The organism is Nitrosomonas sp. Nm58, assembly GCF_900107335.1.
Taxonomy (GTDB): Bacteria; Pseudomonadota; Gammaproteobacteria; order Burkholderiales; family Nitrosomonadaceae; genus Nitrosomonas.
Genome location: NZ_FNPQ01000001.1, coordinates 253598 through 279441, shown reverse-complemented (window position 1 = coordinate 279441; position 25844 = coordinate 253598). Strand labels below are relative to the sequence as shown.

Below are 25844 nucleotides of genomic sequence, written 5' to 3'. Positions count from 1 at the left end.
TACGCCTAGAATCTTAGGCGGAGGCTGACCTGCCCTGTTAATGGCACACCCGGCAATGCTGATCTGGCCTGGCCTGACTGATAGTACTTCTCGTCAAACAGATTAAACACGTTGCCCTGCAGGGTGAAATGTTTATGGATATACGACACGCTGGCATCAACCCGCGCATAACCAGGCAAAGTCACTTCATTAACGTTGTCCGCATAACGCGAGCTGGCAAAAAATACCCCGCCAGCAATTTCCCATTGCGGCGTGATGCGGTAACTCGTCCAAACGGTACCGCTATGATCGGGCACATTGATCGGTTTCTTGCCTTGCAGCGACTGGCTTATACCACTGATCGTACCCACTGCCATCGTATTGGATTTGATGATCTCCGCGTCCAGGTAGGCATAAACAGCGGACAGGTTCCAGTTAGGCAGCAGCTCGCCAGCCAGGCCAAATTCGATACCGTCGGTGCGCTGTTCACCTGCCAGCACATTCAGCAGGGGGTCGTTAGGGTTGGTCGTGCGCGCATTGGTTTTTTCCAGCCGGAAAATTGCACCGGTCAGCGATAACCGGTTATTGAAAAAATCCAGCTTGGTGCCCATTTCAAAATTCTGATTCTGCTCAGGATCAATACCCGCTGTCGCAGCCGACAGATTGAACGTTTCGGCAGAAGGATTAAACGATTTTCCGTAGCTGAAATAATGTGACTGCCAACTCGCCGGCTGCCACACAATACCGGCACGCGGACTGAATTCATTGACCTTGTTGGAAAGTTCAGTATTCGTCAGCCTGTCCATCTGTTTGGCTTCCAGCACATCGTAGCGCGTTCCTCCAAGCAGCTTCAACTGGGGGGTAATCTCGAACTGATTAAGCACATAACCTGCAACGGTCTGTAAGGTGATAGACCGATTCGTAGCGAGCGTTCCTGAAAAATCATTGGCTCGTCCTGTTCCCACTGTCGAAGTAAGCACCGGATTAAAAATAGAAATGGAACCTACTCCCGTTGAATTCTTGGAACGGAAAGTAAAATCTTCCCAGCCAATTTCTGTTCCAAAATATAAGGTGTTATTGAAACCCAATATAGGCTTATTGAAGCTGAAATCCGTCTGATTAAAAAAGTTTTCTTGCGGACTGTCACGCAACGCCTGGGTACGTGCAACCGTTGAGTCTGCGCCCGCTTCTGTAACTGCGCCAAATAGATGCGTGCGATAGCGCCGGTCATAGTTCCCGTACCGGAAAGTATTGCGCACCGTGAAATCGCTTGAAAAGTAGTGAGTCAGCGTTGCGGTTGCAATGGTAGCATCGATTTTCTGTAAACGATCCTCACCAAAACCATAGAACCGCTTGATGGATACATCCGCGGGTCGTCCCTGATATATCGGCACGCCATAATCAAACACACTATCCTCATGCTGATGCAGCAGGTGCAAAACGAGATTCGTATCCGGCGTAAAATCGAATCGCACTGACGGCGCAATGCCCCAGCGATTGGTAAAATTAAAATTACGGTAGGAATCCGCATCCTGATAGAGCGCATTAAGCCGGAATGAAATATTTTCAGTGGGTGCCATGCCTACATCGGCTGTTGCCCGCTTGAAATCAAAGGCACCATAGGTGAAATCTGCAGAGGCAAATGGATCACCCTGTGAGGCAGGCTTCTTGGTCACGGTATTAATGATCCCGCCAGTTGCACCCCGCCCAAACAGCACGGAAGACGATCCCTTGAGCACTTCCACCCGTTCCATGAAAAAGGTATCGCGGAAGTATTGACCATTTTCCTTCGCGCCGTCCTGATAAGTATCGGAGTGGGCGGCAAATCCCCGCAGTGTGATCGAGTCACCTGTGCGCCCGCCTTCCCCAGCGGCAATCGTCAGGCCGCTGACATTCCTGAGTGCATCCCCCAGATTGAATGCATTTTGTGAACGAATCAATTCTTCTTTCACCACATTGATCGATTGCGGTATGTCGCGCAACGGCGCCTCGAATTTGAGGCCGGTAGTCGAGGTATCTGCTTTGTAACTCGACTCTTTGGCCGCATTCACACGAATTTCGGGTAGCATTTGTTGAACAACTTGGACATCCCCGGTGGCTGACAAAGCTTTGTCCTGCTGTTTGCCTTCCGTTTCCTCAGCGGCTGCCTGAGGCGGCATGCCTGCCAAAGCGATAAGGACAGTCATGGGAATACGTTTAAATTTAAATTCTGCTTTGAAACATTGTGTTATTTTTTTCACAGACGAAGCTCCCTGTTGTTTTGTAAGTATGGGCTGGCTTACAAGCGACAGTCGCTTTCTGGCTGGCGATTTATGGTTGATAAAGGTGAATTATTGATTGCTAAATATGCTCCGCATGATGCGGCTATGACCCTCTTCAATAATCAATACAGCGATAACGCATTGAAGATAAGCATCAGCGAAGCGGTCAGCGTTGTGCCAATCAAGCTGGCTGCGAGCAGACGCGGTCCATGCAGGCGGCTCCAGAGCAAAGTGCCGGTAATGGCCAGAACCAGCAGTCCGCCCGCCAGTGTATCCGCGAGCAATATCCAGGCATTGGACATGCCGCTCCCTTTATGCAGATTGTTGAGCACTGCCCAAGCATTAGCCTTTCTTTGCTCAATCTGAACACTCGCATCGCCCTGCCAGTATTGCGCACTCACGCTGCGATTAGGGGTTAGCAATATGATGCCCCAGTGTTCTGGCTGAGTTATTTGACCTCTCCCCCATGGAGCCGGTCCAGCCGGTTTTTTCTGTATACGCGACTTGGCATAAGACAAGTCAAACTCCTTACGCAACCAGGCTTCCAATGATTCAGGCGATTGCAGACTGGTGATAGGTGGCGTCAGTTTCTGGCGGATTTCCTGCTGCTCAGCCAGCGGAATTTTCATTTCAGTACGATGATTGAGCAATATGCCCGATATCCCGAAAATTAACCCTAGCACCGCGCCCCATAACCCGAGCCAGGCATGAGCACGGCGTAGCCAGACGACAAACCGGCCACCACGTTTCATGCGGTGTGTTAAAAAAAGATACCCCTTGGGTTCGGTTGAACGCGTACTCCCTATGCGCGTATCGGAAGGCAGGTGGCTCATGGGTCAATACTGAAGGTTAAAGTATGATTCTTGAGTGCGTAAGTCATGCTTGCGCATCCAATTGATTTAATATGCTTCATCCAATGTTTCCTTTCATGGTTTGATCACAGAAAGTCTGTAAATACTGAATATCCGGCAGACAGAAGGTATTTCACCGGAACAATTGTGTTTTGTTGCTTGTTTTTTTGTTTGGATAGCCTCCAGTTAGGGTTAGAACGACCTCTGGCTGGCTTGCGTGATAGGCTAGGCTGGCTAACAGGAAAGAAAATGAGATAACTTGCTTATTAACTAGAAATGCGCTTTTTCTTTTGTTTGACAGTATGCATTAGCAGTGTTGCTACAGTGAAGCGAGAAAAGCTACGAGATCCGCTTTTCGCGATCACCGAAACCGATTGCGAAATGGTTATTATAAAAACTAATAACTGCCAGCAGATCTTTAGCTTAACCATCATGGAAATACGGCGGCCGTGATGCAACAGAACACAGAACCGGCCCTTTGAAACGACCCATGTTTTTCCATTTGCCAGTAATCAGGACGCACCCTGGATCGATGGTTTGATTACCTCCACCATCAACTGCCAATACAAGCGCTGCCAGCAGTATCAGCGTAACCAATGCTGGCGTTAGCTCGCTCATACTCCTACAAAACAACTGCTTTTTAAAGTTAAGGGAGGACCCGCCAGCGGGTAGACATGCCCGCCATCATGTGGTCATTCACATGGCAATGAAATAACCAGTCACCCGCTGAACGCGGAACCATATCGACAGCCATCATACTGGCAGGCATCAGTTCGATGACATCGGTCCGCCGCCCGTGAGCCAGCACGGTTTGACCGTGCCAGTGCACAGTATGGTTATCCACTTCGTTGCCGAGCGCGACGAGATGCCAGCGCACCCGCTTGCCCAGACTGGTTTCATACCCTGGAAGATTGCCGAAGATACGCCCGTTGATAGTGTGCTTCAAACCACTCTCCTCATCATTTTCCTCATTGAAAATGGTGAATAAGGAAACAAATTCCTGATCAACATCCCGGGGAGTCGGGTCATCCTGAGAGCGCGCCTTACCCTCACGAGTGATGGCGATGGTGCCGATCAGTCCAAGATTCATTTCTTCCTCCGCCATGACATGAGAATGATACAGCCAGATAACGGAGGAGGGATCGTTGGGGCCAGGGCCCGCCGCTTCGTCCGCGACCCAGGTATACGTATAGCGCGCTCCCGGAGCGATACTCGCGCCTTTACCCCCATCTGCACCCTCGTCGTCCTTCTGGTAGAACACGCCATGCGGATGCATGGAAAGCGGACGGTCTGTTTTATTCAGAAAATGCACCTTGATGGTATCGCCTACCACGGCGCGTATTTGAGGACCCAGGATGCCTGCCCACTCAGGCTGTGGTACAGGCGTGGTATATTTGCCGTCGGTATAACCGATATAGCGATACTTGGTGTAGGCCAATGTTTTCCCCCAGACACCGAGATCGCCCTCTGACTCAATCAAGTTTTTCTCAGTGGGCGCATAATTCCAGGTTACTTTCTCGGCAGCAATCCAGTACTCCCTGACTTTCTTGGCCTGGGCCTGCGCTGGCAAAATGAACAGCACGCTGATAGCCAGCAATACGTTGAAAATGATCCAGATTATATTTTTAGCATGCATGGCTTACTCCAAGTGATGATCTCCATGTAATTGTAATATGAGCATTGCCAAACCCTGAGTAAAAGCAGGTAAGCTGGAACGCTCCAGAAATGCGCAAAACTTGCCCGACAGCTTGCAGTAACGCTTAACCGCAAAATAATCATCATGACTGACGCAGTCGACCGGGCAAATCACCATGTTGACGCGATCCAGCAAGGCATACAAGCGACTCCTGCTATTTTCCGGGCTGCCACGATAGCTTATGAAACTTCCCCCTGCGGTTTCCACCAGCCGAAGGTAGTCTGGGTAGAGTGCTGCCCGTCCACCCACGCACAATACAGTTCGTCCCGCAAGGCTATGGTTATTATTGAGCATTCTGGTTAGCTCCTGACCGGCATCAGACTTAACCGCTAAGCTTGCCTTGATCAAGGGAATCCACTCTGTATCAGGCTTGATATTCGCTTTTGCATTGATCTCCTGTCCAGGGAAATGGCGAGGCATCGCCGTGGTATATTCTTGATCGGACGCTTGCCGGTTCTCAGCATGAGGGGCTGCTCTAAATGTAGACAGCCATCCAAGCCATGCCTCTCTTATCCCAAAGAGCTTATTGATAGAAGCAAATTTTTTCTCGGGAACACCTACAGAGCATTTTGCGATGAATGATGAGCGATGATAATGATCACGTAACAAATTGCTGGAAAGATAATCTATTCCATGAAAAGCCAGCATAAAGGGGAGTTTTTTTAGTGATTTCATCGCCCATGCTCCTTAAATCGATAAAAAAAGTTGGCTGGCTTGCCCGAAGAGGGATGGGCTGGCTGGCTAAAATCGTCACTGGCAGAGGAGAGAGAGTACTTCCAGCGACTGATGAGAAAACTGATTATTCGGTTATTGATCTCTTGTTTTGCATCGCAAAAACTTGCTTTCTGCGAATTATTTCGTCAGGATTAGTTTGCCATTCCGCGTTCGACGCAACCGATACTGTTGGCCCTGATGTTGAATAAGCACTTCGTTACCCGCTACAAACAAGCTCTCACTACTGATGGGTTTGGCAGGATCTCGTAGAATCAATGAATGGGATTCATTGGCAGTTTGCAAATTCATATCCGACTGATTCATGGCATCTAATATATTTAATATTGTTAATGAGAATGATTCTCATTATATACAAGAAAATGAGTAATGCAAGTATTTGTTAAAAGTAATTGAGTAAAGTACCTGCTTAACCCGAATTTATGAAATATTCGGGTTAACACCCATTCAACGAGCACAGACTTACAGGGTGAGTTCTTGATGCACTTGACGGTCACTCTGATCAAGAATCCGCTAGAATGAGTTAATCCTTACTCTATTGAGGGTAAATGTTATGAGATGATACATCCAAAGCGCAGTAAACAGGTTACTCAGCCATCCCTATAAAACTTTCCTTAATTGCCCTTTCGGGAGATTCCCATGACCAAACCTCTCTGCTTCGTGCTCATGCCATTTGGACAGAAACCGACGACTGCCGGCAAAATGATTGATTTCGATGCGGTCTATCATGACCTGATCGAACCAGCTATCCGGTCAGCCGATCTTGAACCGATCCGAGCGGACGAGGAAATGGCCGGCGGCATCATCCACAAACCGATGTTTGAACGGCTGATTTTATGCGAATACGCTATTGCTGATCTCACCACGGCCAATGCCAACGTCTTCTATGAGCTCGGATTGCGCCATGCCGTACGACCTTCCTCTACGGTATTGCTTTTCGCCAAGAATACGGGGCAACTTCCCTTCGATGCCGCCCCGCTGCGCAGCATACCGTATGACATCGGCGCAGATGGCAAACCTGACCCTATCCCAGCAGTCGCCACTGTGCTGACAGAGCGATTCAAGGAGGCGCGCAAGCATCTGACAGATAGCCCCATCTATCAACTGGTGGAGGGTTTTCCGGATATCCAGCGTCTCAAGACGGATGTGTTTCGTGAGCGGGTTGACTATTCGGAGCAGGTCAAGAAGCATTTGGTTGAGGCTCGCAGGCAGGGGTTGGATGCGGTACGGGCGATTGAGCAGGAACTCGGTCAGCAGGCTAAGATTGGAGACACCGAATCAGGTGTGGTGATTGATCTTTTTCTATCCTACCGCGCAGTTAAAGGTTGGCAGGAAATGATCGATCTCGTGCCGAAAATGTCGCCACCGCTTGCTAACACGGTCATGGTGCAAGAGCAACTGGGACTTGCCCTGAATCGGGCAGGCCGGGGCGAGGAGGCAGAGCGCGTGCTGCTCGATATCATCACCCAGCGCGGCCCGAGCAGTGAAACCTACGGCATCCTGGGCCGTGTCTACAAAGACCGGTGGGAGGTGGCCGCCCAGGCGGGCGAAACCCTGCGCGCCAAAGGTTTGCTCAAGAAAAGCATCGACGCCTACCTTAAAGGCTTTGAAGCGGATTGGCGCGATGCCTACCCCGGCATCAATGCGGTCACACTCATGGAACTAGCCGAGCCTCCCGATCCACGCCGCAAAGAACTGCTGCCCGTGGTCGCCTATGCGGTCGAACGACGCATCGCCGCTGGCAAACCCGATTACTGGGACTATGCCACGCGGCTGGAACTTGCGGTACTGGCGCAAGACGAAGAAGTGGCTTCGAATGCCCTTGGTGATGCACTCGCCGCCGTGCGGGAGGCGTGGGAAGCTGAAACCACCGCCCGCAACCTGCGGTTGATTAATGATGCACGTAAAAAGAGAGGCGAATTGACTGGCTGGGAAGCGGAAATCGAGGCCTCGCTAATCCGTCAGGCAAATAAATGACGAAACTTCGTTTTGGCGAAACTGCATTTTCACCACCTCTCAGAATGCAGTTAACCCGAATATTTCATAAATTCGGGCTAGCATGAAACCATATGCTTGCCATGCTTATAAGCTTATGAATAAGTAATTGAACTTTCTCGGGAAAGACGCCTCTTATATGAGTCTTTTGGATTCAAGTTGTTAAATGTAATGCCTCTGGTTGACCTTTTTTCCTTGATATTCAATGGCCATATACGGATCGCCGTAAACATAAATTCATTATTAAGGAATAGAAATAGCATGGCAACAGGTATTGTAAAATGGTTCAATGACGCTAAAGGTTTTGGCTTTATTACCCCGGATAATGGTGGAGAAGATTTATTTGCACACTTCTCTGCGATCAATAGCAACGGTTTCAAAACGTTACGTGAGGGTCAACGCGTTACCTTCGAAGCGACGGCGGGACCTAAAGGTCAACAGGCATCAAATATTGTGCCCCAATAGGTTTAAGCACAAGTTAACCCAAAAACCCCGGATTAACCGGGGTTTTTTTCTGGTGAAATTGAAGCATCGCAAGACTTTACTTGCTTCTTTACCTTTTTCTCTGCAAAGCATGAGAATTTTCGGCAATGCGCTTGAGATCATCAGCGGAAAACCTTCTTCCAGAATAAAGGTGGCGGATAAATAGCGCGGCCTAGCGCCGGACATGGCAACATCGTTGAGCGTGCCATGGACAGACAACCTGCCGATATCATCACCCGGGAAAAACAGCGGTGAGATCATGTGGCTGCCGGTCAACATCACCATACGCCCGGTGGGCACGAAGGAACGGACCCGGCCATTCATCTGGCGCAGAATATCGTTATCGAAAGCAGACAGCAGGAAAAATTGAGGTCAGCGTAAAACTAACTAATAAGTTACCCCAGTTATTTGAGTTATTTGCCAGTTACTATAGATTTTATAAAAGGCAAGACGGTATCTGACTCTCCAACTTTTTATGTTTATTTTTTATGCGCTATCAATGCTGGTAATATGTGGACCAATCCACCTTTACCCCAATGACGCACACACGATGAATGCTGAAAGTACAAAAATCATTCCACCTTTCATCTGGCCGCTCGGTGTGATGAGCGGCTTATATGCCGTCTCTTCGATATCCGGGGAACCGCCTGACGACCCAACTCTCATCCATGCCGTGTTCTCCTGGTTTTCTCCGACTGTGCATAATATGCTGCATGTCCCGGCTTATGCCTTACTTGCGTGGACTCTTTGCCGCTGCCTGTTTCTGTATCTGCATCCTTGGGTTGGGTTGCCGCTGGTCGTAACGATCGCGGGCGCCTACGGTGCGCTGCTTGAATGGCATCAGTTCGCTATTCCTGGCCGGTATGCTAGCCTCACCGATGTTGCGCTCAATTTTATCGGCGCAGTGATCGGCGCCTGGTTTGCCTGGAAAAGCGCGGCCACGAGCAAGACCGCCTGACATCCTTAACACGAATATTTCATAAATTCGCGTGATGATCACGCAGGATTTTGATTAATAGGGAAGTTTTGAGAAAGAGGGGTGTAGTGATTCATACACCCGACTGAGCAAAATCTTTCTTATTAATCAAAAGACAAGTGAGGGTGCGTGCCAATTTATGAAATATTCGGGTTAATCTCCAATCCTCGTTAAGCCGTTTCTGCCTGCATGATCGACGGTTGCAATTTCTTCAGCTCACCAGGAAATTGCGCATCATACCCATGTCTTCGTGTTCAAGATTATGACAGTGATAGAGGTAAAGACCGGTATAGTCCTGAAAGGGCTTGATAATCGTGACTTCCTCGCCAGGCATGACCAGCACGGTGTCTTTCCAGCCGCTATTGATGAAGCCATCCTTGACAGTTTCATAGCCGCTGCCATGCTGATCCTGTATCAAGCGGGAAAGTATCTGGAACTGCTGTCCGTGTAGATGGATCGGGTGCGCCATCGACATCATCATGCCCATACCGCCGCCTCTCCTGCCCCCCCCCTCCCTGCCATCTCCCCCGCCCATTCCTCTTCTTCCGCGCATTGCATGATCTTCCTGGACTATCTTGATTTTCTGGATGGTGTCAACAGGAATTTTCTCACCCTCTGAGACTGCCAGCATTTCAAATGATCGGTGATTGAGTTCGGGTGACATATGCATCATGCTCAAGCCAATTTGGATAGGCTTATCCGGGTTTGCTACATCACGGTCGGTAAGGCGTTTAAACTTGCTCAGCACGGGCGGTAATTGGGGCGATTCGCTGGTTTTCCCGGCAATATGGAATTTAACCAGCGGGAATTTGCTACCTTGCCCGAGTCCATCCCTCATCATGCCTCTGCCGCCACGCATTCCGCCTCCCATGTGCGGCATGACGCCGTGATATTCGAGGCTATGGAGCACGAGATCGGAACCAGGTTCACGCCCACTGAAATCGACCCATAATTCGACCCGTTCAGCCGGCGCCAGCATGATATAGGGGAAAGTCTCTGGTTTTTCGAGCAACGCCCCATCCGTTCCAATTGCTGTCAAGGGCGTACCATCTTCCCAGCCGAGTTTATAAATCCTTGAATTCGATCCATTGAACAAACGCAGCCGATACGCGCGGGTTTTAACCGGAATGATGCGGTCAATCTGCCCGTTAATCAGGATAGTATCGCCCAGAAAACCCCTTATCCGCTCCTGCATGCCATGCTGGAGATATAGCAACTGATTGTCGGAAGTAAAGCGCCGGTCCTGAATCACGATCGGCAGATCGTATTCGCCGCTCGGCAGCTCCAGTTTTTGTTCTTGCTCATCGGTAATGGTGATCAATCCTGCGAGTCCTTGATAAACCTGAGTCGCGGTCATCTCATGGGTATGCGCGTGATACCAGTTTGTGCCAGCAGGGTTCTTGACCTCAAATTCATACACATAACGCTCACCTCGATTAATTGCGTACATCGGGTGTCCATCCATTTTCTGCGGCACATGCAGGCCATGCCAATGCGCAACGGTGGATTCAGCCAGTTGGTTATAAAAAATGATGCGAACTTTCTGGCCATGAACGAGATTCAGGGTGGGACCGAGATAGCCGGGCATCCCGGTTAACGTGGAGGCAGGGCCTTTGAGCAGTTTTCCCTGGTATTGAAAAACACGGGTGGCTGCGCCAGGTTTGATGGAAACCGCGCCTGCGCGAGCAGTCAGTTCGATTTCCACATCGGGTTTGAAGGCGCTGCTGGGCGCATTGGTCATCTTGGCCATTTCCGCCAGGGCAAAACCTGGCCATGCCGCAGCTGCCGTACCAAATGCTGCAAACTGCAAAAATTGCCGTCTTTTATCATCGAAATGTGCCATCATCCTCCCTCCTCTTAAGTCACATTAACCGCGTTCAAAGTACATTGATCGGTATCTTAAAATAAGACACCCCATTATCCTCTGCGGAAGGCATTTGCCCCGCGCGCACATTGAGCTGCACCGAAGGTAATATCAGCACCGGCATGTCCAGTGTCGCATCACGCGCAGTGCGCATGGCGACAAATTGATCCTCGCTGACGCCATCATGGACATGAATATTATGCGCGCGTTCTTCCGCCACCGTGCTTTGCCACTGAGCAGAGCGATCTTTGGGCGGATAATCATGGCACATGAACAGTCTCGTTTCCGGCGGAAAATCCAGCAATCTACGGATGGAACGATAAAGCTGGCGCGCATCGCCCCCAGGAAAATCGGCGCGTGCGGTCCCTACATCCGGCATGAACAGGGTATCGCCGATAAATATCGCATCTTCAAACTGATAAGCCATGTCGGCTGGCGTATGCCCCGACACTGAAATGGCTTTGCCAGTCAGCTTGCCCACGCTGAATAGCTCGCCCTCCGCCAGCAAATGATCGAATTGCGTCCCATCTGTCGCGAACTGGGGCTCCATGTTGAACAGCTTCTTGAAAGTTTGCTGCACGACCGGAATGTGGTCGCCTATCGCCGTTTTCCCTCCGAGCTTGCCCTTGAGATAATCAGCGGATGAGAGATGATCGGCATGGGCATGCGTTTCGAGAAGCCAGCTCACAGTGAGTTTCTGTTCAGTGACAAAGGCGATCACTTTGTCGGCAGAAACTGTTTTCGTCCTGCCCGCCTTGGGGTCGTAATCAAGCACAGGATCAATGACGGCGCAGCTTCCACCCGGCTCATCATACACCACGTAAGTCACGGTCCAGGTCACGGGATCAAAGAATGCTTGGATATTTGGCTGCACGGTGCTCTCCTTTTTAAGTCCCAATAAATTCATATCAATTGACTATAATCTATTTATTAACATAATATCAATTATAATTATATATAAAGATAAATCGAGGAAAGCCATCATGATTATTGATTGGACACATTTCACACCATGGTCTGCCCTGGCAGGCGGCATGGTAATCGGTATCGCCACTGCAATACTGTTATTGCTTGCCGGCCGGATTGCGGGCATTTCCGGCATAGTTGGTGGTTTGTTCAAGCTGAGCAGGGGCGACATGGGATGGCGCCTCGCCTTTGTTTCAGGGCTCATCCTGGCGCCCTTCATCTGGCGGTTATTCCATGACTTGCCGCCCATCCAGATTGACACCAGTTACGCGGCACTGGCTTTGGCAGGGTTGATCGTGGGCCTGGGTACGCGTTATGGCTCAGGTTGCACCAGCGGTCATGGCGTATGCGGACTATCGCGACTGTCACCCCGTTCGATCGTCGCCACGCTGGTATTCATGACCACAGGCGCTATCACGGTTTATCTCATCAGACATCTATTGAGCTGATGATTTCGTCAAGGAGGACACACTGATGATCACTATTCTTATCGCATTACTGGCAGGTCTTATTTTCGGGATGGGACTGATTCTGTCGGAGATGGCCAATCCGGCCAAGGTGCTGTCATTTCTTGACATAACCGGTTCATGGGACCCCTCGCTGGCATTTGTCATGATGGGCGCGATCAGCGTTGGCGTGATGGCTTTCACCCTGGCGCGTCGCCGCGGCCAAACTTACCTGGGCTCATCCCTCCAACTCCCTACTTCCCGTGTAATCGATAAGCGCCTGGTGCTTGGCAGCCTGGCATTCGGAATCGGCTGGGGATTAGCGGGTATCTGTCCAGGCCCCGGGCTCGTGCTGGTTGGAACAGGCAGCCTGCACGGCATCGTATTTGTCGCCGCCATGCTGCTTGGCATGGGTATTTTTGAGCTTCTGGAACGACACCAGGCAACGCAATCCAAATCGGAAAATAAGAAAATTTGAGTATGCCTTTATGCTGAATAATCCCTTAATTATAAAAAAAACAGAAGACCCTGCCGATTTGACTGGCATACTGTCAAATCGGGCGTCTGCTGCACAAGCATGTGCGCTGCTGAAAGTGTTGGCCAACGAAGACCGCTTGCTCATTCTTTGTCACCTCGTGCAAGGTGACAAAAATGTAGGTGAACTGGAGCAATCGCTGGGAATCCGTCAACCGACCTTGTCACAGCAACTTACTGTCCTGCGTGAAGAAAAGCTTGTGAATACTGCGCGCAAGGGTAAATATATCTATTACAGCCTCGCCAGTCAGGAAGCATTACAAATCATGCAAACGCTGTACCAACTTTATTGCATGAATAAGACCCCTTATCACCCGCAGAAAAACAGTCATCTTGAATTAAAGAAACCGATCCCTTCCAGAGGAGAAGAAAATGAACCTTGTCACGACCAAACTGAATGAAAAACTGTCTGTTACCAGTCAAATCAGCGTGGATGATTTAGCAGAAATCGCTGCAGCAGGCTATCAATCGGTTATCTGCAACCGTCCCGATCAGGAAGGCGGAGAAACCCAACCCACCAGCACCCAACTCGAACAGGCAGCGCGCTCGCTGGGTATCGATTTTGTTTATTTACCCGTCGAGATCGGCGCCGTTTCAGTAGAAAAAAGCGCGGCATTCAACAAGCTGCTGGCAGAATTACCAGGGCCCGTTCTCGCATTCTGTAAAACTGGCAGCCGGCCCCAGGCGCTGTATCAACTAGCCGGACAAGCGCAGGAAACGCCCGAACCGGAAAAACCCGCAAGCGAAGAAGAATCAGTCACCGCCGCCTGTAGTTGGACAGAAGAGCCGCCAGAAACCATTTACGTCCCCCCTCCCTCCCAGGAGAAACAGCTTTCAGTAACTGCCGCCTGCAACTGGGGCAACGCTTTTGATATCGTCGTGGTAGGAGGAGGATCTGCGGGAATTGGCGTGACAGCCAGCCTGCTGCATCGCCGCCCATCGTTACGCATCGCCATTATCGAACCGAGCGATAAGCATTATTATCAGCCCGCCTGGACACTGGTGGGCGGCGGCGCTTATGACATTGCCCAAACGGTAAGAGACATGGCGGACGTCATCCCGCCGGAGGCAGAATGGATACAGGCAGCCGGGAGCGGATTCGACCCGGACAACAATCTGGTTCATCTGGCCGATGGCCGCTCGATCGGTTACCGGCAACTGATCGTTTGCCCAGGCATTCGCCTGGCCTGGGAAAAAATCGAAGGCATCCAGCAAACGCTTGGCCAGAATGGCGTGACTTCCAATTACCAATTCGAGCTGGCGCCTTATACCTGGACGCTGACGAAAAACCTCAAAAGCGGCAAGGCGCTGTTCACCCAACCGCCCATGCCGATCAAATGCGCCGGTGCGCCGCAAAAGGCCATGTATCTCTCATGCGATTACTGGCTGCACCAGCGCACGCTGGATAACATCGAAGTCGAATTCCACAACGCCGGCGCAGTCCTGTTTGGCGTCGCTGATTTTGTTCCGCCACTGATGGAATATGTGAAGCGCTACCACGCTAAGCTGGTTTTCAACTCCAACCTGGTAAAAGTGGATGGCGCTAAAAAAATCGCCACTTTCGAAATCAAGGACAGTGAAGGCAATATCACTCAGGTAGAAAAACCGTTCGATATGCTGCACGTTACCCCCCCTCAGGCCGCCCCCTATTTTCTGAGCAAAAGCCCACTGGCAGATGCTTCGGGTTATTGCGAAGTCAATCCCAAAACCTTACAACATCCCCGCTACCCCAATATTTTCTCGTTGGGAGATGCCTGCTCCTCGCCCAATACCAAAACGGCTGCCGCAGCCAGAAAGCAAATCGTCATCGTAGCCGAAAACCTTCTGGCCGCCAAAGAAGGCAGAGAACTTCCCGATGTTTATGATGGCTATGGCGCTTGCCCGCTTACCGTGGAAAAAGGCAAAGTGATTCTGGCCGAATTTGGTTTTGGCGGCAAATTGCTACCCACTTTTCCGCTCGATCCGCTGATAGCAAGGCGGCTCTACTGGCTATTCAAAGTAAAATTATTTCCCTGGCTGTACTGGAACGGCATGTTGAAAGGCCGCGAATGGCTTGCGCGTGTAAAAGGTACAAACTGAGCAACGCATGGAGCCTGACTTGATCAGTATCCTGCTGGGTTCATTTACCGGCCTCGTGCTGGCGCTCACCGGGGCAGGCGGCACCCTCATCGCGGTGCCGCTGCTCATGTTCAGCCTGCACCTGACCGTTGCAGAAGCGGCTCCCGTTGGCTTGCTGGCGGTCGGCTTATCGGCAGCCATCGGCGCATTGCTGGCATTCAGGCAGAAAAGAGTCCGGTACCGGGCAGCCAGCCTTATCGCGCTCACCGGCGCATTGGTCTCACCCGCGGGCATATGGCTCGCCCCGCGAATACCCAACACCCCGTTGACACTGCTGCTTGCCGGCGTGCTCGTCTACGTTGCCCAGCACATGCTGCGCCAAAGCCTGCGCGAACATCCAAAGGACATGACTGACCGGCATAGCGCTCCGCCTTGCCAGCTAGATGACACCAGCGGACGTTTGATCTGGACCTGGCCATGTTTCAGCGCGTTAGTATTTTCAGGCACGACAGCTGGTTTCCTGTCAGGCCTGCTGGGCGTAGGCGGTGGCTTCGTAATCGTGCCGGCACTCAGGAAAGCCACGAATATTCCCATATTGTCCATCATGGCGACATCGCTTGCTATCACGGCACTGATCTCCACCACGGGCGTCATCTCAGCAATACTGATTGGCGTCATGAAATGGCCGATAGCCCTCCCCTTTTGCGCTGGAACGATTGCAGGCATGCTGCTTGGCAGAACCTTTGCCGATCGTTTTGCCGGACCCAGATTGCAGCAGGCCTTCGCTCTCCTTACCGGCTGTATCGCCATCGGCATGATAACCAAAGTGGTCTGGAGTGCATTGCTTTAACCGCGCAGGGTGGGGTAAGTCATCACTGAGAACGATGCGCCTCCTGACGTCGGCACATCCTACAGACTACAGAATGGGCGGGCCGCATAATCGGAGTGCAAAAAACCACTCCAGATTTCTCAGAAGCAGTCGTTTTTTACAATCGTAAGATGCAATTAGGGCAGCGTGTTGCAGCAGGCGCTTACATTAGCTACCCCAGGTTGAATGACCGATAGGGAGTAGGATGTGCCGACGTCAGGAGGCGCATCATTCGCGTGATGCGTCATTAACAGGAAAAAAACAGCATGACCGAATACCGCCGCACTTATATTCCTGGCGCATCCTGGTCTTTCACCGTAAATCTTGCCGAGCGCAAAGACAACCGGTTATTGATCGATAATATCGATTTATTACGCCAAGCCTTTGTATACACCAAACAACGTCATCCTTTTCGTCTGGATGCAGCGGTTATTTTGCCTGATCATTTGCATTGTATCTGGACATTACCAGCAGAGGACTCTGATTTTTCCTGCCGATGGAATATGCTGAAAGGTTATTTTTCCCGCAATTTAGAAAAAGGTGAGCGAATTTCCGCCAGCCGGAAATCCCGAAGAGAAAGAGGAATATGGCAACGACGTTTCTGGGAACATGCATTACGCGATTAGTCTGATTTTAATCGGCATGTCGATTATATTCACTGGAACCCAGTAAAACACGGTTGGGTCAAAAAGGTTCGTGATTGGCCTCACTCCAGTTTTCATCGCTACCTGGCACAAGATATTTATCCAGAAGATTGGGCAAGCCATGAAAACCAGGATATTGAAGGCATTGAATAACACGAATGATGCGCCTCCTGACGTCGGCACATCCTACGGGCTACAACCTTACTTCTGATGATCCGCATTCAATACACCTCCAGCCACCCAATTTATTAAGTGATATCAGAAGCCAGATTATTGACCATACACCGAAAGTCATAACTGTCAATGTTAAGTGCAGCAGATGGTTTGTGCCTTTCCTAAACACAAAAACATGTTTAATACATGTTCTACAAGCGCCATTCTTTTTTTCCCCAGCCATTTCCATCGTATCTCCTTATTCTTATTGATTAAATCATTACCTTGCCCCAATTTTCTGAATGCCATCAGAAGCGCTTGAATTATTCTTCTTCCGTATTTCTATTCAGCAGGGCGTTACGGGGATTAATCATGAAGAATTTGATCCAGGCGGGGAATCGTACAAAGGGACAGGTGTACTTTGGTGCATCTTTACTAAAGCCCACCGCATGCCCACAAAAATACCGATCAGCACAAAACAGCAAGCATAAAAAAAACCGCTCCCGGTTTCCCAAGGGCGGTTCCGTTTGATCAGGTTTTGCGGTTAATTCAAGATCCCGCGTGGGCACAGACAACGCGTGCCCACCCTACCCGCTTGACGCATCATCTTCCCCACAAAGACGACAATGGTGCAGCCCATAAGCCCGCTCCAAGCGGCAAGGTTTCCGCGCCATCGTACAGTGATCCGTGCCGCAATGAGCCGCGGATAGAGAGATTGTGTACCGTTCATAGCGGGAATAGTATCGTGCAACCGGGAACTTATCAACGTGCATTCGGGAAAATAAAGCCGTGCATTTGGGAATGTGAAACCATAAAAACGGGAACCCGCAGTAGACCAATGTGCCCCGACATCCCCACAAAAATGCCAACCAGCGCAAAACAACAAGCATAAAAAAACCGCCCCCGGTTTCCCAAGGACGGTTTCGTTTGGTTAGCGTTTGCGGTTAATCAGAGGATTAGTCCGCGTGGGCACAAACAGCGCGTGCCCACGCTACCTGGCTCCCGGTTTCCAGAGAGCAGTGGTTGGATCAAGCGCCATTCAATCCTTTTTTGAATAATCTTTCCATGCGTCATAGGCAAGGTAATACACAAAAGCAACAAAAATACATCCCATCAATGCCATCAGGATACTATTCAGCATTTTCAAGTCTCTCCAGTAGTTGTTTGATCCTTTTATAGTTCCAGACACCAAAGCCAGCTGTACCGAACAGGCCGATCATTGCTAAAAAAGAACCACGGTACTTGCAGATAAATAATTGCTTGCAACCCATCCCAACAAACCAAGCATCATGGCTATTGCCGTAAAAAACATTTTTTCATGAAAGGAAATTCCGGCTTTTAATCTATACTCATCGTAATGTTTGGTCAATCTCACATAAAGCCTCAAGACGTCTCCCCAGTGAGGGGCGTTCTTTTGTAGCCAGAAACCGCACATAAAAAACCGCCCCCGGTTTCCCAAGGGCGGTTTCGTTTGATCAGGATTTGCGGTTAATCCGGGGATTGTTCCGCGTGGGCACAAACAACACGTACCCACCCTACGTGGCTCAACGTGCCATTAAACAGGTATGTTGATGATAAAAGCAGCCTCATCAATGGTGGTGACGCCTGTCAACTGAATCACCATATCAGCCGTACCATTCGAATCGACATCTATGAGTACTCGACCGGTACTGGAATCCAAAGCGGCACCGATTGTGTCAGTAGTCGCTTGACCCAGATTTTGCAGGAAGGTCTGGGCATCGGATGAATTTGCCTGGACACTGACATCAATCTTATCAAATCCTCCTGTATTTACAACAGACAAATCAATCACATCACCTGTCCATTTCGTTGCATCCGCAGCAGCACCTGTTTCGTTTACTGCGCCGTTGGTACCGTTACCGAAGGTATTGGCCTTGAAATCGGAAATGACGTCAAGATTAACCAGCGTGGAATCGGCAAGTGCAGTGTAGGCAAATATGTCATTACCCTCACCACCAGCTAAGGTGTCTGCTTTAGCGCCACCCGTGATGGTGTCGTTGCCAGCACCGCCAGAGATGGTGTCAGCATTGCCAGAACCTAAAATGGTGTCATCGCCAGCAGAACCGGTAACGGTGATTGCAGCAGCGGTAGCAGTAGCGGCAGACACATCGATATTTACACCCGCCGTGTTGCCAGAGGCATTAATCGTTGCCAGCTTGGCCATGTCAGCATCAGAAGCAAAATTCACGATCTGATCGCCACCAATGTTCAGCGCCACCAGTGCATCATCAGTTAGCGTAACATTATAGCTACTACCATTAGTCGCGGTGCTAGATGCTGTTAGGTTGAGGGTTTCGACATCATTAGCAGTCAAATCGACTCCGATGCTACCAGAACCAGAACTGTTCAGTACAACATTCGCTGTTGCATCAGTGGTGGCTGCATCCTTCACATCAACAACGAGTGCGCCATTATTGGTCCCAAGATTGCCTGCCAAGGTAACTGTACTATTGCTTGCCACCTTCACAGTCGCTGTTTCACCAGTAACCACACCATCTTCTGCCACAAAATCAGTCACACCAGCCAGATTGGAAACATCGTAGGGATCGCCACCGGTTAGCGCGTCAGAGATAGACAGAACCTCGAAACCAGTAATTTTTGCAAGTTCCTCTTCCGACAATAATCCAATATCTGCTGCAATGGCAGAAGTCAGCGAAATCGTATCTTTACCATCCCCCCCCGTCAGGGTTACTCCGGCGGCTGGCGCTGCTGTCAATACGAGCTTATCGTCACCTGCGCCCAGATTGACTACAGCCGTAGCAGCAGGTGCTGCGTCATAGGTAATCTCGTCATTACCTGATCCCAATGTTACTGAAACAGCAGCGGCACCAACATGAATATTGGTCAAGTTGCCAGTTGCCGTATCTGCCGTCAATGTTTTGAGCGCTTCCCAGTCATTGTCATCAAAGTCAACTGAGCCCGCTCCTGTCACAGTTAGCGTTTCAATAAACTCGTCACCCTCATCCACTGTATCGAAGATATTGGTGCCTGTCGCATTGACCGACATCGATTTGAGATTTTCCTCGTTATGGAAATGCAGCTCGACATTCGAGTTATTCAAGTTGACTGTTGCCGATTCCACGGCATTGTCATTAAACCAGACAGCACCTTGAGTCTCATCATCAGGATTGGTATTACCATAGCCATTGAACGTGATATCCAATGCAGTCGCAGTACCGCCATAAAAATCCACTTCATTACCCGCTTTGTCGTTGCCGATCACAAACTTCCCAGCAGTACCGACACCACTAACTTCGCCGTAACTCGTGCTACCCAGCACCCTAACTTCGGTAACACCATCAGCATTCGAGAGATCAATCGCACCAGAACTTGTGAAGCGTGCCTCAACAATTTCCACATTGCTCATGACCGGAGTTACGGTTGAACCATCTACGTCGGTAAATTTAAGCGTATCGATACCCGCGCCACCATCTACCGTATCCACACTTTGCAGCGTGTTGATCAGGTTACCGGTTCCATCCTGCGCTGCCGCAGCGATAAAAGTGTCATTACCCACTGTACCGATCAGATTATCTTGATTGACAGTAAATGCAAAAGTCTCACCTGGATTGCCACCAATACCAATGCTTTCCAGATAAGCTACGGCATCAGCATCAGTTGCCGGACCCGCCGCGGTCACGCCGGCGAGGATGGCTTGCAGATCAGTTACATTGTCATCCGAATTCTCTCTGGAATAGATTTCTGCCACCAGGATCTTGTTTTTGAACAGATTAGCGGTATCTGCAAATTCGGGCGCCGGATTGCCGAGCAGATAGAGGCCCGCTTCAATGACGATATCACCAATGTCTCTGCCTGCATTGAAGCTGTCGGTGATAAATTTTTCCGCCTGGGCGTCAGCGCTGGCAGGATCGGTATTACCTGGTGTCAGGCCAAAATTTTTCAGCAGCACCTCCGTCTGATGGGCAACCGTTACATTACCTTTCAGAATATCCTGCTGGAACTGCGGCGTCGCTACCAGGAAATCAGCCAGCTCCTCGAAGGACATCCCGCCTTCAATCAGGTTAGAGAACTCTCTTAGAAAATTAGCGCCAGGGGCACCGTTGAACAAGCCCACCGTCAACCCCACAATGTATTGTTTTTGAATGTCAGAAATAGCCATAAGTAAAAGCTTCCTTTTAAATTGAGTTAAAAAAACGTCAGACCACAAACTCTATGTTACGAAATTGCTGAATATGAAACAAACAGTCCTTGCAACCTGTTATAAGCCGGTTTTCGCGTTCCCGTTTGTCTGATTGCATCCTTCATGACAATAATTGCTACCAGAAATCGACACAGTTGACAAGTCTCAACGATTCTGCCTAAAAAATCCGACCCGTGCAAGCAAGCTGGGATGCTTAAAAATATTTTGTCGCTTATTTGCAACAGTTTGCGTATTGCAAGGAACAGGCTTGCGCGCCATGCCACATCACCTGTCAATAAACAGCAGCCGCCAGCCATTCCCGCAAGCTGCCTTCGCTATTTATACTCGTCACCCTTCAAAATTCGGTTTTTATCATCCCTCATCCGGCCTTCTCCCAGCGGGAGAAGGCCTAGCTGCCTAATTTTGAAGTGCGATGACTATACTTTCCATCTTACATTAAGATTGTGCAGTCGAACGACTGAAAAGCGCGTGATTTTTCCCACATTAATGACTTGTCATCGGTCCGCAGAACTTCGACTTCTTTTCATTCTAACACCGATCGCCTTCCGGGAATATGACAATGATCTGCATGACGAACGGCGGAGACCGTGCTGCGGAAGCGGCATGGCGCGAGACAAACCAGAAGGACTCAATAGCTGAAAGTGGTCACACTGTTGAGGGGTTTATACGCTAATATCACCGTTTTTTTGCTGACCAGGAAATCATGATGAAACCGGAAGATGTTGCACACTATCTGCGGAAAAATCCGCAGTTTTTCGATGACTATGCCGAAATGCTGGCGGATATCAGGATTCCGCATCCCTACGAGGGCCGGGTGATTTCGATCAGTGAACGCCAGATGATCTCGCTGCGGGAGAAAAACCGCCAGCTGCAGGTCAAGCTGCATGAGCTGATCAATATCGGCGAGAATAATGATAAGATCAGCGAGAAAATGCATCGGCTGGCGGTTGCGCTGGTGGCATTCAATTCGCTGGAAGAAATGCTGCATGGGCTGAATAATCATCTGCGCGATGATTTCGCCATTCCCCATGTGGCGTTACGCTTGTGGTCTTCAAACCAGGCTGCCAGCGAGGGACAACGCCTTGAATTCACGCCGGTCAGCGACACCGTGCACGCCCTCGTTGACAACATGACGCGGCCTTACTGCGGCCCGCATCTGGCGGACGAGATCAATCAATGGTTTGGACAGGATGCGCAGTTGCTGCGCTCTTTCTGCATGATTCCGCTACGCAGGAAACATACCATTGGCTTGCTGGTGATGGGCAGCCCGGAACTGGAGCGATTTTATCCCGACATGGGCACGCTTTATCTGGAGCGGTTAGGCGCGCTGATCACGGGCGCGCTGACCCGTCTCAAGAACAAGGGCTGATAAGGGTGGAGATAGCGACGCATGAATTCTCCTGATCCTGACGAGAAGCCAGCGCTGGTCAGCGCCTACCTTGCTCATCTGACGCATGAGCGCAGGCTGTCACCGCTCACCGGAAAAAGTTATGCCCGGGATCTGGCTGTTTTATTGCAGCTTTCTGAAGCAGTTCCCCTGAATCAGTTGCGGGCGCACGATATTCGCCACTTCGTCGCCAAGCTGCATGGGGGCGGTCTTTCCGGCAGAAGCCTGGCGAGAATGCTCTCTGCCTGGCGAGGTTTTTACCGCTATTTAAGCCGCCATCACGGCTATTCTGACAATCCCTGCAACGGAATGCGCGTTCCCAAATCGCCGAAAAACTTACCGCATGCGCTTTCCCCGGATGAAACCGCGAGGTTGATGGCGTTCGATCATGATGATCCGCTCAGCGTGCGCGATCGCGCCATGTTCGAGTTGTTTTATTCTTCGGGATTACGGCTCGCAGAATTGACGCAGCTTCGGCCAGAGGATATCCATTTTGCCGAGGGCACGGTGCGGGTGCAAGGAAAAGGCGGCAAGACGCGCGTGGTGCCCGTCGGCAGCTATGCCTTGCAGGCGCTTCAGGCATGGCTGACGCAGCGCGCAGGCATGCTGAAACCCGGAGAGACCGCGCTCTTTGTGTCGCTGCGCGGCTGTCAAATCAGCCCCCGTGCAGTCGAGTACCGCCTGGACGCATGGGCTGCCCGGCAGAATCTCGGCAATCAGGTGCATCCCCATGCGCTGCGCCATTCGTTCGCTTCCCATGTGCTGCAATCCAGCGGGGATTTACGCGCCGTGCAGGAAATGCTGGGACATGCCAGCATCAGCACCACGCAGGTCTATACCCATCTGGATTTTCAGCACCTCGCCAAGATTTACGATAGCGCTCATCCGCGTGCGAAGCGGAAAAAATAAGGCTGGCAGACCGTTCGGCCTTCGACAGTATGTCATAGGGGCAGACATGGAGTAGAGGCTAAATCTGGTGCAATGCGCTACGCTTATTGCACCCTACGAACTGGTTGGTATTTTTGCGGGTATTCGGTGGGCACTATCGTGCCCACCCTGCAGCCGCTGGTTTTAACTCAGAAAGAACCCGCATGATCCAGCACCACCCGATACCTCGCCTTGCCTGCCGCCAGATGGGCGATGGCGTCATTGACTTTATTGAGCGGGAAATGCTCGACTTGCGGCGCAAGGTGGTGTCGTGCCGCAAAATCCAGCATGGCGGCGATGACCGCAGGCCCGCCGGTCGGTGATCCCGAAACGCTTTTCTGTCCCATGATCAGATCGAATGCGGGAATAGCCATCGGCTCCAGCACAGCGCCCACAACGTGCATGCGGCCATTCGGCTTCAGTGTTTTAAGCAGCAACGGCCAGTCGAGCGGCACATTCACGGTGATCATCAGAAAATCGAGCGAATTGGCCATTTTGAGGATTTCCGCACTGTTACGGCTGGAAACGACGCGATGCGCCCCAAATCCCCGGGTTTCTTCCGCTTTCGACAGGTCCGAGGTAAACGCTGTCACTTCGCAGCCCCAGGCGCGGGCAAATTGCAGCGCAAGGTGCCCAAGGCCGCCGATGCCGACAATGCCCACCCGGTCAGTGGGTTTCACGCCATAGGTCAGCAACGGCGCAAAAACTGTCACGCCGCCACAGAGCAGCGGTCCTGCGGAAGAGGCTTCAAGCGTGCCGGGTAAAGGAATCGTCCAGAGCCAGTGCGCGCGCACCCGCTCTGCAAAGCCGCCATGATGGCCGATAATCGTCGGCGCGGCTTCCCGGCAAAGATTATGGTTACCCGTCAGGCATTCATGGCAGTGCATGCAGCTATCGACATTCCAGCCTATGCCGACCCGCTGCCCGATCTTCAATTCCTTGGCGCGATCACCCACTGCCACGATACGGCCAATCACTTCATGCCCCGGAATAAGGGGATAGCGCGACAATCCCCAATCATTATTGATAATCGAAAGATCAGAATGGCAAAGACCGCAGTATTCGACCGCCACTTCTACTTCTTCCGCGCCAAGCGGGCCAGCCTCATAAGTAAACGGTGCGAGTTTCTGTTTTGCGCCCTGCGCTGCCCATCCCTTGATAGAAGTCATCCCACTCTCCTGTGCTTTTAACCCGAATATTTCATAAATGGACATGTGCCCATTTATGAAATATTCGGGTTAAATCGTATCGTTAAAGAAGCCGCCAAGCATCCGTTCGCTCCCGATATCACACAAGCTTGTCGAAGGAGGATCAGGACGCGCGGCCAATCCGGCAAACCGTATTGACATCCCTTTCAAGATACCATTATTGCTGACGATACGCTTGCCGAAAAAAGAGGCGATTTATACTCATCGTACTTCAAAATTCGGTTTTCATAATCCCTCATCCAGCCTTCTCCCAGCGGGAGAAGGTATTGATGCCGAATTTTGAAGTACGATGAGTATATTTCTGCGACCGCGTTATCTGCGAATAATCGCCCACCAGCGCGCGATATTGAGCAAGGTCATGAGCGATGCGGAAACGTACGTCCAGGCTGCGGCGGTGAGTAATCTCCGGGCATGCGGCGCGTCGCCCGGTTTGAGGTAATTTCCCTGCTCCAATATCGGCAATGCACGCGCAAAACTTGCATTCATTTCCATCGGCAGGGTAATCAAGTGCACCAATGTTGAGGTTCCCAAAGTTAACAACCCTCCCGCCAGAAATAACGCCCCGACGATAGGCGCGCGAACCAATACCACCATGAGCGGCGCCAGCATGAGGATGCCCGCGCCCAGTTTTTCCGCCGGCGCGGCAAGCTGCACTAACCGGGTGCGCATTTTCAAAGGCAAATAGCCAGCCTGATCCTGAATCGCGTGACCCACTTCATGCGCCGCTACCGTAATCGCCGTAAGTGATCGGCCATTGAATTTATCCGGGGTAAGGCGAACTGCTTTTTCCAGCGGATCATAATGATCACCCAGCGCTGTGATCTCGACGCTGACTTGCGGCAAATTTGCCCGATCGAGCAGGGTACGGGCCAATTCCGCCCCCGTTGCCGCATAGCGATCGTCCGGCTGGCTATATTTCTCCATGATGTGCTTGACCCAGTAGGAAGGTCCAACGACTAAAACAACGAGCAGAATGATCAATATCAAATAAAACATGGCGCTTTTTCGATTATCCAGGAAGAAAATTAATTTGCGATACGTTACATGAGATTCATCCTGACAGCATCAGTTCAGATGGGCATCGAGGGCTTTTTTTGCTTCAGCGCCTTACTTTGATTACACTGCTCGTTTTATCGATTAAAACAGGCCCATGGAAAAGGAAAACATCACCACGATACTGGAAAAAGCGCAGGAACGCGCCGAAGATATGGATTTGCCTTACAAAGGCGCTTTGTTACCCGATGAAGCCTTCGCATTGTTGCAGCAGGCTCCCGATGCCAAACTGATCGATGTCCGCTGCAAAGCTGAGCTCGATTGGGTTGGCCGCATTCCCGGCGCGATCGAAGTCGAGCTGAAACGCTACCCGGGCATGCAGCCTAATCCCGATTTTATTGACCAGATTGCGGAAAAAGTAGACCAGGACGATCTGATCATGTTTCTTTGCCGCAGCGGCGGACGCTCGGATTATGCGGCCATGATTGCCACGCAGTCAGATTTCCCCAATTGCTACAACATCCTGGAAGGATTCGAAGGCGACAAGGATGAAACGGGCCACCGTGGCCAGAAAGGGGGCTGGAAAGCGGCAGGTCTGCCCTGGGTGCAGAGTTAATCACCGGCGGACATTCTGTGTCTC

23 protein-coding genes and 1 pseudogene are annotated in these 25844 nt (G+C 50.9%); 12 read left to right on the top strand and 12 right to left on the bottom strand.

The window, feature by feature from the left end; all coding sequences use genetic code 11:
* Positions 1 to 5: 5 nt before the first annotated feature.
* The 6 genes from BLW34_RS01215 to hemP form a co-directional block, all read right to left on the bottom strand.
* Positions 6 to 2219 carry a TonB-dependent receptor gene (locus tag BLW34_RS01215; protein ID WP_218138715.1) on the bottom strand — a complete coding sequence of 738 codons (2214 nt, stop codon included), beginning with the start codon at positions 2217 to 2219 and terminating at the stop codon, positions 6 to 8.
* Between the two features lie 143 nt (positions 2220 to 2362).
* Positions 2363 to 3073, bottom strand: coding sequence for a PepSY-associated TM helix domain-containing protein (locus BLW34_RS01210; protein WP_090574508.1), 711 nt, complete (start codon positions 3071 to 3073; stop codon positions 2363 to 2365).
* A gap of 441 nt (positions 3074 to 3514) precedes the next feature.
* Positions 3515 to 3709 (bottom strand): hypothetical protein, encoded by a 195-nt coding sequence (locus BLW34_RS15945; RefSeq protein WP_177165910.1) that lies wholly within the window; start codon positions 3707 to 3709, stop codon positions 3515 to 3517.
* A 28-nt stretch (positions 3710 to 3737) separates the two neighbouring features.
* Complete coding sequence (locus BLW34_RS01200; RefSeq protein ID WP_090574505.1) at positions 3738 to 4727, bottom strand: multicopper oxidase domain-containing protein; 990 nt, start codon at positions 4725 to 4727, stop codon at positions 3738 to 3740.
* A 3-nt stretch (positions 4728 to 4730) separates the two neighbouring features.
* Positions 4731 to 5462, bottom strand: coding sequence for a DUF2325 domain-containing protein (locus BLW34_RS01195; RefSeq protein ID WP_090574503.1), 732 nt, complete (start codon positions 5460 to 5462; stop codon positions 4731 to 4733).
* A gap of 177 nt (positions 5463 to 5639) precedes the next feature.
* A complete protein-coding gene (gene hemP / locus BLW34_RS01190) occupies positions 5640 to 5810 on the bottom strand; it encodes a hemin uptake protein HemP (RefSeq protein WP_090574501.1) in 171 nt (56 codons plus the stop codon).
* A 348-nt stretch (positions 5811 to 6158) separates the two neighbouring features.
* On the opposite strand from hemP, the gene BLW34_RS01185 reads away from it, so the two are divergent.
* Together BLW34_RS01185 and BLW34_RS01180 are read left to right on the top strand one after the other, a co-directional pair.
* A complete protein-coding gene (locus tag BLW34_RS01185) occupies positions 6159 to 7496 on the top strand; it encodes a TRAFs-binding domain-containing protein (protein WP_090574499.1) in 1338 nt (445 codons plus the stop codon).
* A 279-nt stretch (positions 7497 to 7775) separates the two neighbouring features.
* Positions 7776 to 7979, top strand: coding sequence for a cold-shock protein (locus tag BLW34_RS01180; RefSeq protein WP_090574497.1), 204 nt, complete (start codon positions 7776 to 7778; stop codon positions 7977 to 7979).
* A 94-nt stretch (positions 7980 to 8073) separates the two neighbouring features.
* On the opposite strand, the pseudogene BLW34_RS17240 reads toward BLW34_RS01180, so the two are convergent.
* A pseudogene (locus tag BLW34_RS17240) lies at positions 8074 to 8354 on the bottom strand (AIR synthase related protein); the annotation flags it as partial.
* Positions 8355 to 8472: 118 nt separating this feature from the next.
* Between BLW34_RS17240 and BLW34_RS01170 the strand changes: the two are divergent.
* Positions 8473 to 8955 (top strand): VanZ family protein, encoded by a 483-nt coding sequence (locus BLW34_RS01170; RefSeq protein WP_090574495.1) that lies wholly within the window; start codon positions 8473 to 8475, stop codon positions 8953 to 8955.
* 229 nt (positions 8956 to 9184) lie between these two features.
* Here the strand turns inward: BLW34_RS01170 and BLW34_RS01165 are convergent, their stop codons facing one another.
* Both BLW34_RS01165 and BLW34_RS01160 read right to left on the bottom strand, forming a co-directional pair.
* Positions 9185 to 10819 carry a multicopper oxidase family protein gene (locus BLW34_RS01165; RefSeq protein WP_371263898.1) on the bottom strand — a complete coding sequence of 545 codons (1635 nt, stop codon included), beginning with the start codon at positions 10817 to 10819 and terminating at the stop codon, positions 9185 to 9187.
* 31 nt (positions 10820 to 10850) lie between these two features.
* Positions 10851 to 11711, bottom strand: a complete 861-nt coding sequence (locus BLW34_RS01160; protein WP_090574494.1) for an MBL fold metallo-hydrolase — start codon at positions 11709 to 11711, stop codon at positions 10851 to 10853.
* 106 nt (positions 11712 to 11817) lie between these two features.
* On the opposite strand from BLW34_RS01160, the gene BLW34_RS01155 reads away from it, so the two are divergent.
* The 6 genes from BLW34_RS01155 (at position 11818) to BLW34_RS01130 (ending at position 16335) form a co-directional block, all read left to right on the top strand.
* On the top strand, positions 11818 to 12252 hold the full coding sequence (locus BLW34_RS01155; RefSeq protein WP_371263899.1) for a YeeE/YedE family protein: 435 nt from the start codon (positions 11818 to 11820) through the stop codon (positions 12250 to 12252).
* Positions 12253 to 12277: 25 nt separating this feature from the next.
* Positions 12278 to 12727 carry a YeeE/YedE family protein gene (locus BLW34_RS01150; RefSeq protein ID WP_090574492.1) on the top strand — a complete coding sequence of 150 codons (450 nt, stop codon included), beginning with the start codon at positions 12278 to 12280 and terminating at the stop codon, positions 12725 to 12727.
* A 10-nt stretch (positions 12728 to 12737) separates the two neighbouring features.
* Positions 12738 to 13184 (top strand): ArsR/SmtB family transcription factor, encoded by a 447-nt coding sequence (locus BLW34_RS01145; RefSeq protein WP_090574490.1) that lies wholly within the window; start codon positions 12738 to 12740, stop codon positions 13182 to 13184.
* Positions 13156 to 14862 carry a bifunctional protein tyrosine phosphatase family protein/NAD(P)/FAD-dependent oxidoreductase gene (locus BLW34_RS01140; protein WP_090574488.1) on the top strand — a complete coding sequence of 569 codons (1707 nt, stop codon included), beginning with the start codon at positions 13156 to 13158 and terminating at the stop codon, positions 14860 to 14862. Before BLW34_RS01145 ends, BLW34_RS01140 begins: the two co-directional genes overlap by 29 nt.
* Positions 14863 to 14869: 7 nt before the next feature.
* Positions 14870 to 15691 carry a sulfite exporter TauE/SafE family protein gene (locus BLW34_RS01135; RefSeq protein ID WP_090574485.1) on the top strand — a complete coding sequence of 274 codons (822 nt, stop codon included), beginning with the start codon at positions 14870 to 14872 and terminating at the stop codon, positions 15689 to 15691.
* Positions 15692 to 15975: 284 nt separating this feature from the next.
* Positions 15976 to 16335 (top strand): REP-associated tyrosine transposase, encoded by a 360-nt coding sequence (locus tag BLW34_RS01130; RefSeq protein WP_256203516.1) that lies wholly within the window; start codon positions 15976 to 15978, stop codon positions 16333 to 16335.
* 1726 nt (positions 16336 to 18061) lie between these two features.
* On the opposite strand, the gene BLW34_RS01115 is transcribed toward BLW34_RS01130, so the two are convergent.
* Entirely contained in the window at positions 18062 to 20647 is a 2586-nt protein-coding gene (locus tag BLW34_RS01115; protein ID WP_090574479.1) for a calcium-binding protein, read from the bottom strand.
* Positions 20648 to 21392: 745 nt separating this feature from the next.
* Here BLW34_RS01115 and BLW34_RS01105 point away from each other — a divergent pair.
* Both BLW34_RS01105 and xerC read left to right on the top strand, forming a co-directional pair.
* On the top strand, positions 21393 to 22058 hold the full coding sequence (locus tag BLW34_RS01105; RefSeq protein ID WP_218138714.1) for a DUF484 family protein: 666 nt from the start codon (positions 21393 to 21395) through the stop codon (positions 22056 to 22058).
* A 21-nt stretch (positions 22059 to 22079) separates the two neighbouring features.
* Positions 22080 to 22985, top strand: a complete 906-nt coding sequence (gene xerC, locus BLW34_RS01100) for a tyrosine recombinase XerC (RefSeq protein WP_090574473.1) — start codon at positions 22080 to 22082, stop codon at positions 22983 to 22985.
* A gap of 167 nt (positions 22986 to 23152) precedes the next feature.
* On the opposite strand, the gene BLW34_RS01095 is transcribed toward xerC, so the two are convergent.
* Both BLW34_RS01095 and BLW34_RS01090 read right to left on the bottom strand, forming a co-directional pair.
* Positions 23153 to 24172, bottom strand: coding sequence for an NADPH-dependent aldehyde reductase Ahr (locus BLW34_RS01095; protein ID WP_090574471.1), 1020 nt, complete (start codon positions 24170 to 24172; stop codon positions 23153 to 23155).
* Between the two features lie 351 nt (positions 24173 to 24523).
* Positions 24524 to 25207 carry a zinc metallopeptidase gene (locus BLW34_RS01090; protein WP_090574469.1) on the bottom strand — a complete coding sequence of 228 codons (684 nt, stop codon included), beginning with the start codon at positions 25205 to 25207 and terminating at the stop codon, positions 24524 to 24526.
* A 154-nt stretch (positions 25208 to 25361) separates the two neighbouring features.
* Between BLW34_RS01090 and BLW34_RS01085 the strand changes: the two genes are divergently transcribed.
* Positions 25362 to 25820 (top strand): rhodanese-like domain-containing protein, encoded by a 459-nt coding sequence (locus tag BLW34_RS01085; protein ID WP_090574467.1) that lies wholly within the window; start codon positions 25362 to 25364, stop codon positions 25818 to 25820.
* Positions 25821 to 25844 lie beyond the last annotated feature (24 nt).